Origin of the sequence: Roseomonas sp. E05 (assembly GCF_030063475.1) — a bacterium.
GTDB lineage: Bacteria > Pseudomonadota > Alphaproteobacteria > Acetobacterales > Acetobacteraceae > Pseudoroseomonas.
The window spans coordinates 60,099-74,388 of sequence record NZ_JASIRT010000009.1 but is presented as its reverse complement, the minus strand read 5'-3'; the positions used below and the strand labels follow the sequence as shown (position 1 = coordinate 74,388).

The window sequence follows — 14,290 nt, the reverse complement described above, 5'->3', positions numbered from 1 at the left end:
CACCGACGCCATGACCCAGCGCGCTCTCGCCGGCGAGCGGCTCCTCGGCCTCTATGTCGGGCTGATCCTGGCCTTCCTCGCCCTGCCCATCCTGGTGGTGATCCCCTCGGCCTTCAGCGCCGGCTCCACCCTCGCCTTCCCGCCGCAGGGCTTCTCGCTGCGCTGGTTCGCCAACATCCTGGCGCGGCCGGAACTGGTGCGGGCCGCCGGCATCAGCGCCGCCGTGGCCGGCGTGGCGACGGCGGTCTCGCTGGTCGCCGGCCTCGGCGTCACGCTGGCGCTCGGCCGCTACCGCTTTCCCGGGCGGGAGGCGCTGCGGATGCTGTTCCTGACGCCGCTGGTCTTCCCGGCCATCGTGCTGGCGGTCGCCGTCGCCATGGTGCTGAGCCCGCTCGGGCTGGTGCGCAGCTTCTGGGGGCTGGTGCTGGCGCATGTCGTCATCACGCTGCCCTACATCATCCGCACCACCTCGGCGACGCTGGCCGAGATCGACCGCGCCTGCGAGGAGGCGGCGTTGACGCTGGGCGCCAATCCCTGGCGCAGCTTCCGCCATGTCACCCTGCCGCTGCTGCGGCCCGGCATCCTGGCGGGCGTCACCTTCTCCTTCATCATCTCCTTCGACGAGTTCACCATCTCGCTCTTCCTCGTCGGGCCGGGAATGATGACCCTGCCGCTGGAGATGTACAACTACGCCGAGTTCAGCCTCGATCCGACGCTGGCGGCGCTCTCGACCGTGCTGATCGGCATGACGGTCGTGGCGGTGCTGCTGATCGAGCGGTTCGTCGGCCTCGGCAGGCATTTCACCTGAGCGGCACCGCCGCGCGGGTGCCACGAATCACCGCGACAGAGAGGCGAGCATGACCACCGAGACCGGCTCCGAACTGCTCCACGAATTCCGCCGCCATCCGCGCCGCCGCAGCCTGTTGCAGGGGCTGCTGGCTCTGGGCGCGGGCGGCGCGTCGCTGCTGCGATTCTCCGAGGCGCTGGCGCAGGCGAGCGCAGCGGAGGTCGCCCAGCTCACCATCTTCTCGCAGCCCGGCATCGTCCCGGACATCCTGCGCGACGCGACCCTGCCAATGGCGCGCGACCGCTTCCCGAAGACGGAGATCCGCTTCGAGATCGGCTCCAACGCGGCCGGCTACCCGCGCATGCTGGCGCAGCGCGGCAATCCCGTCGTCAGCGGCGGCATGTTCAACGACATCTTCGCCCAGCGCGGCATCGCGGATGGCATGTGGACGAAGTTCAACCCGGACTTCGTGCCGAACGCCACGCATGTGCCGCAGGCGATCATGACGCCGGGCGGCTTCGGCATTCCGTTCCATCTCTCGCCAGTCGGCATCATGTACAACCCCGACCACGTCGAGGAGCCGAAGTCCTGGGCCGATCTCTGGGACCCGAAGTACCGCGGCCGCGTCTCCATGTGGGATGCCTGGTACGACGGCTACATCATGGCCGCCGTCGCCGCCGGCGAGGGACCGGACCTGGAGGCCGGCATCAAGGCCTGGGCGCCGCACAAGGCCAATATCGGCGCCTGGGTGAACTCGCCGGTAGCCGAGGCCGACCTGGTCTCGCGTGGCGAGGTCTGGCTGGCGCCGCACTGGGGCGCCTGGGCGGCCCAGGCGAAGGCGCAGGGCAAGAAGGTCGCCTTCACCGTGCCGAAGGAGGGCGGCGTGCAATGGGCCGGCCACATGCAGGTCTGCGCCGGCTTCAGCCCGGCAGTGACGGAGCTGACCCAGCGCTATCTCGACACCTGGCTCTCTGACGAGTGCCAGCGCGCCTGGATCGAGCGCGGCTTCTTCTCCCCGGCCTCGACCAAGATCGAGATCCCCGAGGCGCTGCGCGGCAATCCGGCCGTCATGACGGCCAGCGACGCGGCCAGCCGCCTGGTGCGGCCGGATTATGCCGCGCTCGGGCCGCAGATGCCGCGCATGACCAGCCTTATCAACCGCACCCTGAAGGGCTGAGGAGCAGGCCGATGACCTTGCGCATGGCGGAGCCGGTGAGCGTCTCGCTCGACGGCGTGAAGAAGTGGTACGGTTCCTTCGCCGCCGTGCGCGATGTCTCGCTGGCCATCGCGCCGGGCGAGATCGTCAGCCTGCTCGGCCCGAGCGGCTGCGGCAAGACCACCACGCTGCGCATGATCGCCGGCCTGGAGACGGCGGATGAGGGCGAGATCCGCATCGCCGGACAGGTGGTCAACGACGTCGCCCCCTGGAAGCGACAGATCGGCATGGTCTTCCAGAACTACGCCCTGTTCCCGCACATGACCGTGGAGGAGAACATCGCCTTCGGCCTGCAGATGCAGGGGATGGGCCGCAGCGGGATCGCGCGGCAGGTACGGGAGGCGATGGCGCAGGTGCGCCTCGGCGGGATGGAGGGGCGCCGGCCCTCCCAGCTCTCGGGCGGGCAGCGGCAGCGCGTGGCGCTGGCACGCGCCATCGTCACCCGGCCGCGCGTGCTGCTGCTGGATGAGCCGCTGGCGGCGCTGGACCGCAAGTTGCGCGAGCAGATGCAGGTGGAGATCCGGGCGCTGCAGCGTGACCTCGGCATCACCACCGTCTTCGTCACGCATGACCAGGAGGAGGCGCTGACCCTCTCCGACCGGGTCGTGGTGATGGAGGCCGGGCAGATCGTGCAGAGCGGAACGCCGGCCGAGATCTACGAGCGGCCGCGCAGCCGCTTCGTCTCCGACTTCATCGGCTTCACCAATGCCGTCGCCGGCACCGTCGAGGGCATCAGGGAGGGCGCGATGCAGGTCCGCCTCGCCTCCGGCCATGTCGTGCCGCTGGAAGGCGCGGAGGCAGGTTTCCCCGCGGGTCATGCGGTGGATCTGGTGATCCGCCCGGAGAAGTTGCGGCTCAGCCTCGCGCCCGAGGCGCGGCCTGGCGACATCCCCGGCACGGTGCGGCATGTCGTCTATATGGGCGCCGTCACCTACTACCATGTGGAGATCGGCGGCGGCGCGACGCTGATCGCGATGATGCCCAACGACGCGGACGGAAGCGGCCCGCCCGGCCAGGGCAGCCGTGTCGGGCTTTCCTGGCGGCCCGGGCACATGCTGGTCTTCCCGCGCGCCGCGGCCGCGGCCTGAGGATGCCGCGGGGCGGGCCGCCCGGCCCGCCCCCGCCGTGGAGGCTGCCGGTTGCCGCCGCCTCGCGTTCCTCCTGCCCGGCGGAGGAACAGTGCGCCTCTTTTCGCCGCAGATGGGAGCAGGCCCGGGTCCGCTGCCGGCGATCTGCCAAGCCTGTGGCCATGGCATGACCCTTGCATCGCCTGCCGCGGCCGGCCGCCGGGCCGCATGCCGTTCCGATCACGCCACCTGCGGCCATCCGGCTGCCGTCCTGCTATGGAGATACCGAGAATGCGCTTCCTCAAGGCCGCCACGCGCGCACCGCGCCGTGCCGCTCTTGCGGCCCTGTGCGCTGCTGGCCTCTTGGCCGCCCTGCCCACCCAGGCCCAGACGCCGGACAAGCCTCTCCGGAAGGTCCGCATCGCCGTCGCCACGCAGGTGCTGAACCTCACCTATCCCTGGCTGATGATGCCGGTCGCGCTCGACTGGTGGAAGCAGGAGGGTCTCGATGTCGAGGTGTTGCCGGTGGGCGGCTCGCTGCAGGCGGTGCAGATGATGGTGGCCGGCAGCGTGGACTTCGCGCAGCTGAATTCCAGCGCCATCGTCCAGGCCAATGCCATGAACAACGTGCCCGTCCGCGCGGTCATGCAGAACGGCGTGGTGGACTGGTCCCTGGTCACGCTGGAGAGCAGCCCGATCACCACGCCGCAGCAGTTCAAGGGCAAGACCATCGGCGTGTTCAACCTCGCCAGTGGCGGCAACCACTTCCTGCGCGCCTATCTCGCCAACAACGGCCTCGATCCCAACCGCGACATCCAGCTGGTGGCGACCGGCGCCGGCGCCCCGGCGCTGGAGGCGCTGCGCAGCGGGCGCGTGCAGGGCCTGATGTTCTGGGGCTCGATGATCGCCAATTTCGAGAACCAGGGCGCGAAGCTGCGCTATTTCCGCGATCCCGCCTGGGGCGGCTACCCCGACTACACGCTGAGCGCCCTGCAGGGCACGATCGACAAGGACCCCACGCTGGTCGAGAAGATCGCGCGCGGCGCAGCGCGGGCGACGGTCTTCGCCATGGCCAGCCCGGACTGCGTCCGCCGCATCCACTGGGCGCGCTGGCCCGAGACCCGCGCCTCCGGCGCACCGGACGAGGCGACGGCCATCGCCTGGGATCTGAACAGCCTGAAGGCGCAGCTGCAATCCATGCGCGATGCCTATGCGAGCAATGGCGGCAAGCTCTGGGGCTACACGACCCCCGCCGCCTTCGGGAAGATGCAGGACTTCATGCGCGACGCCAGGCTGATCGACAAGGCGGTGGACCCCGCCAGCTTCGTCATCAGCCGCCCCGGCTTCTTCGAGGCGATCAACGACTTCGACCACAAGGCGGTGGAGGAGCAGGCGCGCTCCTGCGCCATGGCGCAGTGAGGCGCGGCGGAACGCAGCCCGGATGCTGATCGAGGTCGATGGGCTCGAGAAGGTCTACACCACCCGACAGGGTGCCCGGGTGGAGGCCCTTTCGCGCGTCAGCTTCAATGTCCGGGAGGGCGAGTTCATCACCGTGGTCGGCCCTTCCGGCTGCGGCAAGAGCACGATGCTGAAGGTCCTTGCCGGCACGCTCGCCCGGTCCGGCGGCCATGTGCGGCTGGCCGGAAGCCCCATCGAGGGACCGACGCCGGAGGTGGGTGTCGTCTTCCAGGCGCCCATCCTGCTGCCCTGGCGCACGGTCATGAGCAACGTCCTGCTGCCCGCCGAGCTGCAGCGGCGCGACATGCGGCGGCATCGGCATTCGGCCGAGGGCCTGCTGCGGATGGTGGGGCTGGACGGCTTCGCCACCAAGTACCCGCGCGAGCTCTCGGGCGGCATGCAGCAGCGCGTCGGCATCGTGCGGGCGCTGGTGAACGATCCCGCCGTACTGCTGATGGACGAGCCCTTCGGCGCCCTGGACGCGATGACGCGCGAGCAGATGAACCTCGACCTGCTGCGCATCTGGCAGGAAAGCCGCAAGACCGTGCTGCTGGTGACCCACTCCATTCCGGAGGCCGTGTTCCTGGCCGACCGCATCATCGTCATGTCGCCCCGTCCGGGGCGGATCACCGACATCATCACCGTGGACATCCCCCGGCCGCGACGGCTGGAGATGATCAACTCGCCGGAGTTCGGCGCCTATGTGCAGCGGATCCGCGGCCATTTCGGCGCGAGCGGGAGCTTCGACGCATGAGCGGCCGCCGGTTCGCGGCGCCCTGGGCGCTGCTGGGTTTCCTCCTGCTGCTGGCCCTCTGGGAGGCGGGGGTGCGGCTGAGCGGCGTCTCGCCCCTGATCCTGCCGGCGCCCTCCGCCGTCTGGTTCGCGCTGCTGGACGGCTTCCGCTCCGGCCAGTTCCTCACCCATGGCTGGGTGACGCTCTCCGAGGTGCTGGGCGGCTTCGTTCTCGGCGGCGGGGGCGGGCTGCTGCTGGGCTGCCTGATCGGCCGCTTCCCGCTGCTGGAACGGGTGATCTATCCCAGCATCGTCGCCTTCCAGACGGTGCCCAAGGTGGCCATCGCGCCCATCGTGGTGATCTGGTTCGGCTTCGGCCTGGCCTCGAAGGTGGCGATGGCGGCGATGATCGCCTTCTTCCCGGTGATCGCGAATACCCTGGTGGGGCTGCGCGTCACCCCGGCCGAGCAGATCGAGATGATGGTGGCCTTCGCCGGCTCGCGCGGGCAGATCTTCTGGAAGCTGAGGATGCGAAACGCCCTGCCCTACATCTTCGCCGGGCTCGACATCGCCATCGTCCTGGCGGTGATCGGCGCCATCGTCGGCGAGTTCGTCGGCGCCCAGGGCGGCCTCGGCTACCTCATCCTGCAGCGGAACTTCACCATGGATATGGCGGGCATGTTCGCCATTCTGGTGGTGCTGGCGGCCATCGGCATGATCCTGCACGGACTGACCCGCTGGGTGCAACGCAAGGTCATCTTCTGGATCGATGACGAGCAGGACCGCGTCGTCGGCGCCTGAGCGGAACGGAAAGCAAAACCGATGCACGAGTTGAGCCGCATCATCCGTGGCATGCCGAAATCCGAGCTGCACCTCCACCTGGAGGGCTCGATCGAGCCGGAGCTGACCTTCCGGCTGGCGGAGCGGAACAAGGTACGCATCCCCTTCGAAAGCGTCGAGCAGCTTCGTCAGGCCTATGCCTTCGCGGACCTGCAGTCCTTCCTCAAGGTCTACTACGCCGGCACCAGCGTGCTGCTGAAGGCCGAGGACTTCTACGACATGACCCGCGCCTATCTGGAGCGGGTGGCGCTGGACAACGTCATCCACACCGAGGTCTTCCTCGGCCCGCAGGCGCATCTGGACCGCGGCATCGCCATCGAGGCCATCTTCGAGGGCGTGATCGCCGCGCTGGATGAATGGGGACCGAAGCTCGGCATGAGCACGGCGCTGCTGCTCATCCTGCAGCGCCATCAGGGCGAGGAGGCCGGCACCGCCGCCTATGACCGCGCGATGCGCTACCGCGAGCGCATCGCGGCGCTCGGCATCGGCGGCATCGAGCGCGGCCACCCACCGGCCAACTTCGCCCGGCTCTTCGCCCGCGCGCGCGCCGAGGGGCTGCACCTCCTGGCCCATGCGGGCGAGGAGGGGCCGGCCGAATACGTCGCCCAGGCCGTTGACATCCTCGGCGTGGACCGCGTGGACCATGGCGTGCGCTGCGAGGAGGACCCGGCGCTGGTGCGGCGCCTGGCCGAGCATGGCATTCCCCTGACGGTCTGCCCGCTCTCCAACGTGAAGCTGGGCGGGGTGGCCCGCATCGAGGACCACAACTTCAAGCGGCTGCTGGATGCCGGCGTGAAGGTCACGATGAACTCGGACGACCCGTCCTATTTCGGCGGGTACATGACGGACAACTACCTCGCCACCGCCGAGGGGCTGGGGCTGACGGTCGCCGACCTGCACCGCGTCGCCGCCAACGGGTTCGAGGCGGCCTTCGTGCCGGAGGCGGACAGGCGGCGGATGCTCGCCGCGCTCGACCGCTTCTGGGTGGCCGAGGGCCTCCCCCTGCCCGCCGGCGCCACGCCCCGCAGTTGACAAGACCAACCTTCCGGCCGGTGCGCCCGGCCCAGGAGTTCCCGATGAGCGAAACCATGACCCCGCCCCGCCCGGCCACCGCCGACGAGGTACCCGTCATCGACATGAGCCCGGCCCTGGTGCCGGGCGCCGACCTCACCGCCATCGCGCAGACGGTGCGCAAGGCCTGCCAGGGCATGGCCTTCTTCTACGTGAAGAACCACGGCATCGACCAGGCGGTGATCGACGGCACCTTCCAGCAGATGCAGCGCTTCTTCTCCCTGCCGCTGGAGGAGCGCATGAAGATCGTGAAGGACCGCTTCCACCGCGGCTATCTGCCGATCGGCACCACCCGCTATCCCGGCAAGCTGCCCGACCTGAAGGACAGCTTCGATCTCGGCCTGGACCTGTCGCTGGACGACGAGGAGGTGATCGCCGGCACGCCGCTGCACGGCCCGAACCAGTGGCCGGACCTGCCCGGCTTCCGCGAGGCCGTCGAGGCCTATTTCGACGCCGTGCGCGAACTGGGCATGCGGGTGCTGCGGGTGCTGGCCGTCAGCCTCGGCGTGGAGGAGGACTACTTCGTCCGCTTCTACAGCAAGCCGACCATCCTGACCCGCCTCATCCACTATCCCGCCCCCGAGGCGGTCGCTGATCCGGAATTCGGCATCGGCGCCCTGGACCATACGGATTACGGGCTGATCACCCTGCTCTACCAGGACCCGGCCGGCGGGCTGGAGCTGAAGAAGCCGGACGGCGAATGGGTCGCCGCACCCTTCATCCCCGGCACCTTCGTGGTCAACCTGGGCGACCTGATGGCGCGCTGGACCAATGACGTCTATCGCTCGAACCCGCATCGGGTGGTCAACCGCCTCGGCCGCGACCGCTTCTCCATCCCGACCTTCTTCAACCCGAACCACCGCGCGCCGGTCGAGGCCATTCCGACCTGCGTCACGCCGGACAACCCGGCCAAGTACGAGCCGGTGCTCGCCGGCGAGTATGTGACAGGCCGCATCCGCGCCAACCAGGGCTACAAGCCGCCCCAGGCGACGGCCTGAGGGCCGCGCGCGCCCGGCCGCTCGACCGGCGCTGCCGGTCAGCGGCCGATCAGCAGCATCACGTTGCGGCGAAACGCCTCGATGTGCCGCGTCATCGCGTCGTTCGCCGCCTCGGGATCGTGCGCCGCCAGGGCCTCGAAGATCGCGCGGTGCTCGCGCAGGACGCTGCCCTGGTGCGTCTGCTCGTCCAGCGAGATGAACCAGAAGCGGACCGCCCGGTCGTGCAGGTTGCCGAGGATATCGGAAATGACCGCGTTGCCCGAGGCGCGTGCGATGATGTCGTGGAAGGTCTTGTCCAGCAGCATCATCGCCTCGGTGTCGCGCCGCTTCAGGGCCGCCTCCGTCTCCTTCAGGACGGCCTGCATCTCCGCGGCATCCTGCGGGCTGAAGCGTTGCGCGGCCAGGCGGGTCGAGTAGCACTCGTTGACCGTGCGTGCCTCGGTGATCTGCAGCAATTCGACGGGATCGATCGGGCGGACCTCGATGCCCTTGCGCGGCCGGATGGTCACGAGCCCTTCCAGCCGCAGCCGCGCCAGCGCGTGCCGCACGGGCATGCGGCTCAGGCCGAGCGCCTCAGCCACCTGCGCCTCGTTCAGCTTCTCGCCCGGCGCGAAGCGGCAGGTGATGATGTGGTGCCGGATGGCGTCATAGGCCTGGTCCTTCAGCTGAAGCACGGGAGCCTCCGCCTGGAGGAGCCCTGACGCTCCGGCCGCGCCGCGTACGAGCCGCGTGGCCCCCTTCATCACCTGTGCGCGCATATTGACTGCCTTCCCTCCCTGCCCGGGCCGGGGGATGTGCGGCAAGGACCCGGCCGAGGCAAGACGCGCCGCCCTTACTCCAGGCTGGCCCCGGAGATGCGGACCGCCTCCTGCCAAAGCGGCGCATCCCGCCGCATCGCCTCCGCGAAGCCTTCCCGGCTGCTGCAGACCGGGGTGGTGCCGAGCCGCTCCAGGGCGCTCCGGAAGGCGGCATCCTCGCAGGCCTTGCCGAGCGCCTCGCTCATGCGCTGGAGGACCGCCTCCGGCGTGCCGGCCGGCGCGGCAATGCCGTTCCAGGTTTCCGCCCGGAAGCCGGGATAGCCCTGCTCGGCCACCGTGGCCACCTCCGGCAGGCTGGCGATCCGCTCCGGCCCTGCCACCGCCAGCACGCGGATGCGCCCGCCCTCCAGATGCGGCAGCATGTCGGAGGGATTGCCGAAATAGGCGTCCACCTCGCCCGCCAGCAGGGCCTGCATCGCCGGCGCACCGCCGCGATACGGGACATGCAGCATCTCGATGCCGGCGCGCTGCAGCAGCAGCGCCATCGCCAGATGGGTCGAGGACCCGATGCCGGCGGAGGAATAGTTCAGCTTGCCCTGCCGCGTCTTCGCCAGCGCGATGAAGTCCTGCAGCGAGGAGACCTTCAGCGAGGCGCTGACGGCCAGCACCATCGGGTTGCTGGCCACAATGGAAACCGGCGCGAAATCCTTCACCGGATCGAAGTTCAGCTTCATCAACGCCGGCAGCATCACCATCTGGGAGGCGCTGGCGGTGAACAGCGTGTAGCCGTCAGGCGCGCTCCGTGCCACGGCCTCGGCGGCGATGGCGCCATTGGCACCGCTGCGGTTCTCCACCGGTACGCTCTGGCCGAGCGCCTTGCCCAGCCACTCCGCGCTGAGCCGGCCGATGCTGTCGGTGACGCCGCCGGGCGCGAAGGGCACGATCATGCGGATCGGCCGGCCGGGCCACGTCTCCTCCGCCCCGGCCGGGCCAGCCACCGCCGTCCCGAGCAGCAGGCCGGCAAGGGCGGCAAGCATCGCCCCGCGCCGCCGGCCAGCCTTCACGCGCGCCATCACTCCTGTTGCACGAACCATTGTTCCGCCTCCTTGCAGTCCATCGATGAGCGCCGCGGCGGGACTCTGCCGGCCCTTCCTCGCGGCGTGGTGCGACTGGCGTTCCCCTGGCAGTCACCCCCGGGGACGGGGATGCAGCCGCCCGTCAGGCGGCCAGCACGGCCTCCGCCGAGGCGGCCAGGGCCAGCAGCCGCCGGTCCTGGCCCGCCAGGCCCGCGAGCATCAGCCCGACCGGTGCCTCCGGCGGACGCGCCGCAGGCAGCGAAATGGCGCAGCCATCCATCATGTTGATCAGCGTCGGATTCCGCAGGGCCGCGAGATTGGCGGCCGTATAGGCAGCCTCATCCGCCAGGTCGGCGATGCGCGGCGGCAGGATCGGCGCGGTGGGCATGGCCACCGCGTCGAAAGCACTGATCCGGGCGGTGACACGACGGATGAAATCCTGCCGCGCCCGCTGCAGGTCCAGATAGTCCGCAGCCGCCATGCCGGCTCCACGACGGATGCGGCTGCTGACGCGCGGGTCGTATTCAGCGCCGCGCCGCTCCAGCAGCGCACGGTGCCAATGATAGCTTTCGGCGGCGGTGTAGCCGCCCAGGGCGTTCATCGGCGCCACCTCGGCGAATTCCGGCACCGGCGCGCGGGTAATTCGCGCGCCGGCACGCGAGAGGCGCGCCAGCGCCGCCTCGAAGGCGGTGGCCACCGCGTCCTCCAGCCCGTCCAGTGCGACCGTCTCCGGCACCAGCAAGCGCAGGCCGTCGAGCGGCATGATGGCGAGCGGCCGCAGAGGCTCGCCCGCCAGCACCGCGTCCAGCACCGCGCAGCAGCGGGTGCTGCGGGCGATCGGGCCGATCGAATCCAGCGTGCCGGAGAGCGGCACGCTGCCCTCCAGCGGCACGCGCCGCGCGGTGGGCTTGAAGCCCGTCAGCCCGGTGAAGGCGGCGGGGATGCGGCAGGAGCCGCCGGTATCGGTGCCCAGCGCGCCATGCGCCATACCATCCGTCACCGAGACCGCGGCACCGGAGGAGGAGCCGCCTGGCACCCGTGCCTCGTCCCGTCGCCACGGGTTGCGCGGCGTGCCGTAATGCAGATTGATGCCGAGGCCGGAATAGGCGAACTCGGTCATGTTGCTGCGGCCGATGACCACGAAACCGGCCTGCCGCAGCCGCGCCACCGCTGCGGCGTCGCTTGCCGCCGGCGGCATGTCGTCCAGCGCGCGGGAACCGGCCCGGGTCACCTGGCCGGCAATGTCGAAGAGGTCCTTCACCGAGACGGGGATGCCGGCATAGGGCGAGGGCGCGGCCCGCGCGGCGCGCAGCCGGTCCATGCCATCCGCCGCCGCGCGGGCGGCCCCGGCATCCACCTGCAGGAAGACGCGCCCGCCCTCCCCGGCCGGATCGGCGATCCGCGCCAGGCACTCCTCCACCAGCGCGCGGCTGGTGGTGCGGCCGGCGGCCAGGTCCGCCGCCAGGCTGTCCAGGGTCGGGGCGGGCGCGGTGCTCATGCGGGCGTCTCGTCGAAGTAGTGGATCTCCAGCAGGAGGCAGCCGGTCTCCGACTTGAAGGGACCGTGATAGGCGCCCGGCGGGCGACAGGCATAGGCGGCCTTGTCGAAGGACTCCCCGCCCTGGCCCTGCGCGTCATTGCCGACGATCAGGTCGCCGGAGACCAGCCAGACTTCCTCCCAGTACTCGTGCACGAAGGGCGCGGTGGTGAAGACGCCAGGCTCGAAGCGCAGCAGCCGGGTGCGGTGGCCGCGCTTGTTCGGCTCATCCAGCGCGCCGGCCAGGATCTTCTGCTGAATGCCGGCCGGGTAGCCGGGCGGCGTCTGCCAGCCCTGGCTCATATCCGGCACGTGGAATTCGAGGTGTTCTTTCTGGATCGGCATGATCGTCTCCGCCTTACTCGGCCAGCCAGTTGGCCGCGTAGCTGTGGCTGATGGCGCGCCCGCGAACGGGGTCGCGCAGTTCCATCCGGAAGCCGGCGCGCGGCCGGATACCACCAATGGCCGGCAGCGTGCCGCCGAACATGATGGTGCCGGGCAGCAACGCGCGCCCCAGGGCGCGATAGGCTTTCGCCAGGTCGCGCGGGTCGCGCATCGCGGCGACGCTGCCTTCCTGGTAGAGCACCCAGTCGCCGCCTTCCTGCACCCAGGAGCGCAGTTCCAGCCGGTCCCAGTGCTCCGCCACATCCTCGAAGCGCCAGAGTGCCGACGCCACCGGCTTGGGGCAGACCTGCTTGGAGACGGCGACCGAGTAGGTCTCCACCTTGCGGTCGGTGTGGTCGGAGCCGACGCCCACCCACCAGGCACCCTGCTCATCCACCAGGATCAGAAACTCGGCCTCGCCGCTGGATTCGTCGCCCAGGCAGTCGATCTCGCCCGCCGTGGTCGGCAGTTCCCGGCCACCGGGATAGAAGCAGGGCGTGCTGGCCGGCGGCGTGACGCCGAGCAGGCGCAGCTCCTCGATATGCTCCTGCAGCTTGTGCATGTCGCGCCCGGTCCAGCCGGCGATGACGAAATGCCGCAGCGCGAGGGTGCGGCGGGTGGTCTCCGCGCCGGCGTGGAAGTCGAAGGTGAGCTCGGTCATGTCGGGGCCTTCTCTCGCGGTGCGGTCAGGTGATTTCGGCCGCGCGGCGCAGGCTGTTGATCATCGAGACGCCCAGCAGATAGGCATGGGCCTTGGCGGGATCGGCTGCGGTCTCGGCCATCCGCGCGCGGAAGGCGCGCTGCGCCTCGGGGTCCTTGGCTTCCAGGTTCTGCTTGTTGGCGATGGTCTGGCGCTGCACATGCTCGACGGTCACGCCGCGCCGCTGCCGGTCGTAGAGGTCGAGCAGATCCGCCGGCGCCTCGCCATGCCAGACCGGTGCGAGCCTGGCGCCCAGGTTGAAGGCATCGTGCACGCCGCCATTCAGCCCCATGCCGCCGAGCGGATTGTTGATGTGCGCGGCATCGCCAGCCAGCAGGATGCGGCCCTGCCGGAAAGTCCGCGCCACGCGCTGGTGCACGCGATAGAGCGTGCGGTGCCGGATCGGGTAGTCGTCCCGCCCCGCGACGATGCGGCCGTAGCGGGCGCGCGCATAGTCGTCGGTCATGGTCGCCTCGTCCGCCACCTCGGCCGGCACGGGGAACATGGCGCGCCACACGCCGGGCACGCGCAGCAGGAAGAACCACTCCTCCGGATCGGCATAGTAGGAGACGTCGGCCAGATCGGGGATGATCTCGGCGAAGTCGAAGGGCGTGGAGAGGACGAGGAAGCGCTCCGGCCAGGTGAAGCCCTCGAACTCGATGCCGGCGGACTTGCGGATGACGCTGCGCGCGCCATCGGCGCCGATGACGTAGGACCCCTCGATGCGCTCGCCATCCTCCAGGGTGATCTCGACGTCGTCCCCCCGATCCGCGCAGGCCGCGACGCGTGCGCCGAAGCGCAGCGCGAAGCCGGGCCTGTCGCGCAGCAGGCCATGGAGGATGCGGGTCAGCTTGAACTGCTCGCATTGCAGCCGGAAGGGATGACGGGTGACATCCGCCAGGACACCGAAGTCGAAATCGGCGATGATGCCCTGGTCGCGGCTGCGGTACTGCATGCGCGGCGCGACGATGCCGTCGGCGATCATCGCCTTCGCGGCCCCCAGGGTATCGAGGAGGTCGAGCGTCGGCGCGTGAAAGGTCGAGCCGCGCATCTCGCCGGAGAGTTCAGGGCCGGCTTCCAGCACCAGGACCGGCACGTTGTGGTCAACCAGCACGGCCGCGGCCACGAGGCCGACCGGGCCGGCCCCCGCGATGACAACCGGTTTCTGTTTCGGCATTCCGTCGGATGCTCCCCGTAAAGCGCAACCATCGAACCGAGCGTGGGACCCCTGCCGCAGCGAAGTGCCCGCCCCTTCCTCAGCCCAGTCGCTGGCCGAAAGCTTGGCCCGGACCGGCGCAGGCCGCAATAGTGAAATTTCACTGTGAGATTTCAGAAGCGGTCCGCGGCGACGCCGCTGCGGAGATCTCCACGAGACCGGGCAGGAGGATGAGCAGGGAAACGCCAGCGGCCCGGCCGTGCCTCTGGCGGGAAGAGCATAAGGCGGCGCCAGGCATGATGGGTCAGGGGACGGCTCGCCGGCCGCAGGATGCCGCCGCTCCCTCGGGCGGCGGCAAGATCCTTGGCTGTCTTCTGCTCCTTCGTCTCCGGCATGGCAGCCAGGGCGAGGAGAACGCGCAGACTGAAGCGGTGAGTTCCTTCTCGCCACGGAACATGCCATGCAAGACCAGGGCCGAATTTCGTCGCTAGAGCATTTTCCGTTCGCTCTG

General features: G+C 70.0%; 14 protein-coding genes. 8 read left to right on the top strand and 6 right to left on the bottom strand.

What is annotated here, in order from left to right; all coding sequences use genetic code 11:
* Nucleotides 1–10 precede the first annotated feature (10 nt).
* From QMO56_RS11655 to QMO56_RS11620, 8 genes are all read left to right on the top strand, one after another.
* Nucleotides 11–808 carry an ABC transporter permease gene (locus QMO56_RS11655; RefSeq protein WP_283525891.1) on the top strand — a complete coding sequence of 266 codons (798 nt, stop codon included), beginning with the start codon at nucleotides 11–13 and terminating at the stop codon, nucleotides 806–808.
* Between the two features lie 49 nt (nucleotides 809–857).
* Nucleotides 858–1,964, top strand: a complete 1,107-nt coding sequence (locus QMO56_RS11650) for a PotD/PotF family extracellular solute-binding protein (protein ID WP_283525890.1) — start codon at nucleotides 858–860, stop codon at nucleotides 1,962–1,964.
* Nucleotides 1,965–1,975: 11 nt separating this feature from the next.
* Nucleotides 1,976–3,091 carry an ABC transporter ATP-binding protein gene (locus tag QMO56_RS11645; RefSeq protein WP_283525889.1) on the top strand — a complete coding sequence of 372 codons (1,116 nt, stop codon included), beginning with the start codon at nucleotides 1,976–1,978 and terminating at the stop codon, nucleotides 3,089–3,091.
* A gap of 270 nt (nucleotides 3,092–3,361) precedes the next feature.
* Nucleotides 3,362–4,489, top strand: coding sequence for an ABC transporter substrate-binding protein (locus QMO56_RS11640; RefSeq protein WP_283525888.1), 1,128 nt, complete (start codon nucleotides 3,362–3,364; stop codon nucleotides 4,487–4,489).
* 22 nt (nucleotides 4,490–4,511) lie between these two features.
* Complete coding sequence (locus QMO56_RS11635) at nucleotides 4,512–5,282, top strand: ABC transporter ATP-binding protein (protein ID WP_283525886.1); 771 nt, start codon at nucleotides 4,512–4,514, stop codon at nucleotides 5,280–5,282.
* Nucleotides 5,279–6,061: an ABC transporter permease gene (locus QMO56_RS11630; RefSeq protein WP_283525884.1), complete on the top strand. Its 783-nt coding sequence runs from the start codon at nucleotides 5,279–5,281 to the stop codon at nucleotides 6,059–6,061. The genes QMO56_RS11635 and QMO56_RS11630 overlap by 4 nt, the downstream gene beginning before the upstream one ends.
* 21 nt (nucleotides 6,062–6,082) lie before the next feature.
* A complete protein-coding gene (locus QMO56_RS11625) occupies nucleotides 6,083–7,132 on the top strand; it encodes an adenosine deaminase (RefSeq protein ID WP_283525883.1) in 1,050 nt (349 codons plus the stop codon).
* A gap of 44 nt (nucleotides 7,133–7,176) precedes the next feature.
* Complete coding sequence (locus QMO56_RS11620) at nucleotides 7,177–8,169, top strand: isopenicillin N synthase family oxygenase (RefSeq protein ID WP_283525881.1); 993 nt, start codon at nucleotides 7,177–7,179, stop codon at nucleotides 8,167–8,169.
* Nucleotides 8,170–8,207: 38 nt separating this feature from the next.
* Here QMO56_RS11620 and QMO56_RS11615 read toward each other — a convergent pair whose 3' ends face one another.
* The 6 genes from QMO56_RS11615 to QMO56_RS11590 all read right to left on the bottom strand — a co-directional run bounded on the left by QMO56_RS11615 (nucleotide 8,208) and on the right by QMO56_RS11590 (nucleotide 13,800).
* Entirely contained in the window at nucleotides 8,208–8,843 is a 636-nt protein-coding gene (locus QMO56_RS11615) for a GntR family transcriptional regulator (RefSeq protein WP_283525880.1), read from the bottom strand.
* 158 nt (nucleotides 8,844–9,001) lie between these two features.
* Nucleotides 9,002–10,021: a tripartite tricarboxylate transporter substrate binding protein gene (locus QMO56_RS11610; RefSeq protein ID WP_283525878.1), complete on the bottom strand. Its 1,020-nt coding sequence runs from the start codon at nucleotides 10,019–10,021 to the stop codon at nucleotides 9,002–9,004.
* Between the two features lie 124 nt (nucleotides 10,022–10,145).
* Nucleotides 10,146–11,501 (bottom strand): amidase, encoded by a 1,356-nt coding sequence (locus tag QMO56_RS11605; protein WP_283525876.1) that lies wholly within the window; start codon nucleotides 11,499–11,501, stop codon nucleotides 10,146–10,148.
* Complete coding sequence (locus QMO56_RS11600; RefSeq protein ID WP_283525875.1) at nucleotides 11,498–11,884, bottom strand: cupin domain-containing protein; 387 nt, start codon at nucleotides 11,882–11,884, stop codon at nucleotides 11,498–11,500. Before QMO56_RS11600 ends, QMO56_RS11605 begins: the two co-directional genes overlap by 4 nt.
* A 13-nt stretch (nucleotides 11,885–11,897) precedes the next feature.
* The gene (locus QMO56_RS11595; protein ID WP_283525874.1) at nucleotides 11,898–12,584 is read right to left on the bottom strand and encodes a DUF2848 domain-containing protein; all 687 of its coding nucleotides are present in this window, start codon (nucleotides 12,582–12,584) and stop codon (nucleotides 11,898–11,900) included.
* Between the two features lie 25 nt (nucleotides 12,585–12,609).
* Nucleotides 12,610–13,800, bottom strand: a complete 1,191-nt coding sequence (locus QMO56_RS11590) for an NAD(P)/FAD-dependent oxidoreductase (RefSeq protein WP_283525872.1) — start codon at nucleotides 13,798–13,800, stop codon at nucleotides 12,610–12,612.
* Nucleotides 13,801–14,290: the final 490 nt, after the last annotated feature.

Coding starts and splice junctions, on each gene's coding strand:
- QMO56_RS11655 (WP_283525891.1), top strand. CDS start 11: ATGACCCAGCGCGCTCTCGCCGGCGAGCGGCTCCTCGGCCTCTATGTC.
- QMO56_RS11650 (WP_283525890.1), top strand. CDS start 858: ATGACCACCGAGACCGGCTCCGAACTGCTCCACGAATTCCGCCGCCAT.
- QMO56_RS11645 (WP_283525889.1), top strand. CDS start 1,976: ATGACCTTGCGCATGGCGGAGCCGGTGAGCGTCTCGCTCGACGGCGTG.
- QMO56_RS11640 (WP_283525888.1), top strand. CDS start 3,362: ATGCGCTTCCTCAAGGCCGCCACGCGCGCACCGCGCCGTGCCGCTCTT.
- QMO56_RS11635 (WP_283525886.1), top strand. CDS start 4,512: ATGCTGATCGAGGTCGATGGGCTCGAGAAGGTCTACACCACCCGACAG.
- QMO56_RS11630 (WP_283525884.1), top strand. CDS start 5,279: ATGAGCGGCCGCCGGTTCGCGGCGCCCTGGGCGCTGCTGGGTTTCCTC.
- QMO56_RS11625 (WP_283525883.1), top strand. CDS start 6,083: ATGCACGAGTTGAGCCGCATCATCCGTGGCATGCCGAAATCCGAGCTG.
- QMO56_RS11620 (WP_283525881.1), top strand. CDS start 7,177: ATGAGCGAAACCATGACCCCGCCCCGCCCGGCCACCGCCGACGAGGTA.
- QMO56_RS11610 (WP_283525878.1), bottom strand. CDS start 10,021: ATGGTTCGTGCAACAGGAGTGATGGCGCGCGTGAAGGCTGGCCGGCGG.
- QMO56_RS11605 (WP_283525876.1), bottom strand. CDS start 11,501: ATGAGCACCGCGCCCGCCCCGACCCTGGACAGCCTGGCGGCGGACCTG.
- QMO56_RS11600 (WP_283525875.1), bottom strand. CDS start 11,884: ATGCCGATCCAGAAAGAACACCTCGAATTCCACGTGCCGGATATGAGC.
- QMO56_RS11595 (WP_283525874.1), bottom strand. CDS start 12,584: ATGACCGAGCTCACCTTCGACTTCCACGCCGGCGCGGAGACCACCCGC.
- QMO56_RS11590 (WP_283525872.1), bottom strand. CDS start 13,800: ATGCCGAAACAGAAACCGGTTGTCATCGCGGGGGCCGGCCCGGTCGGC.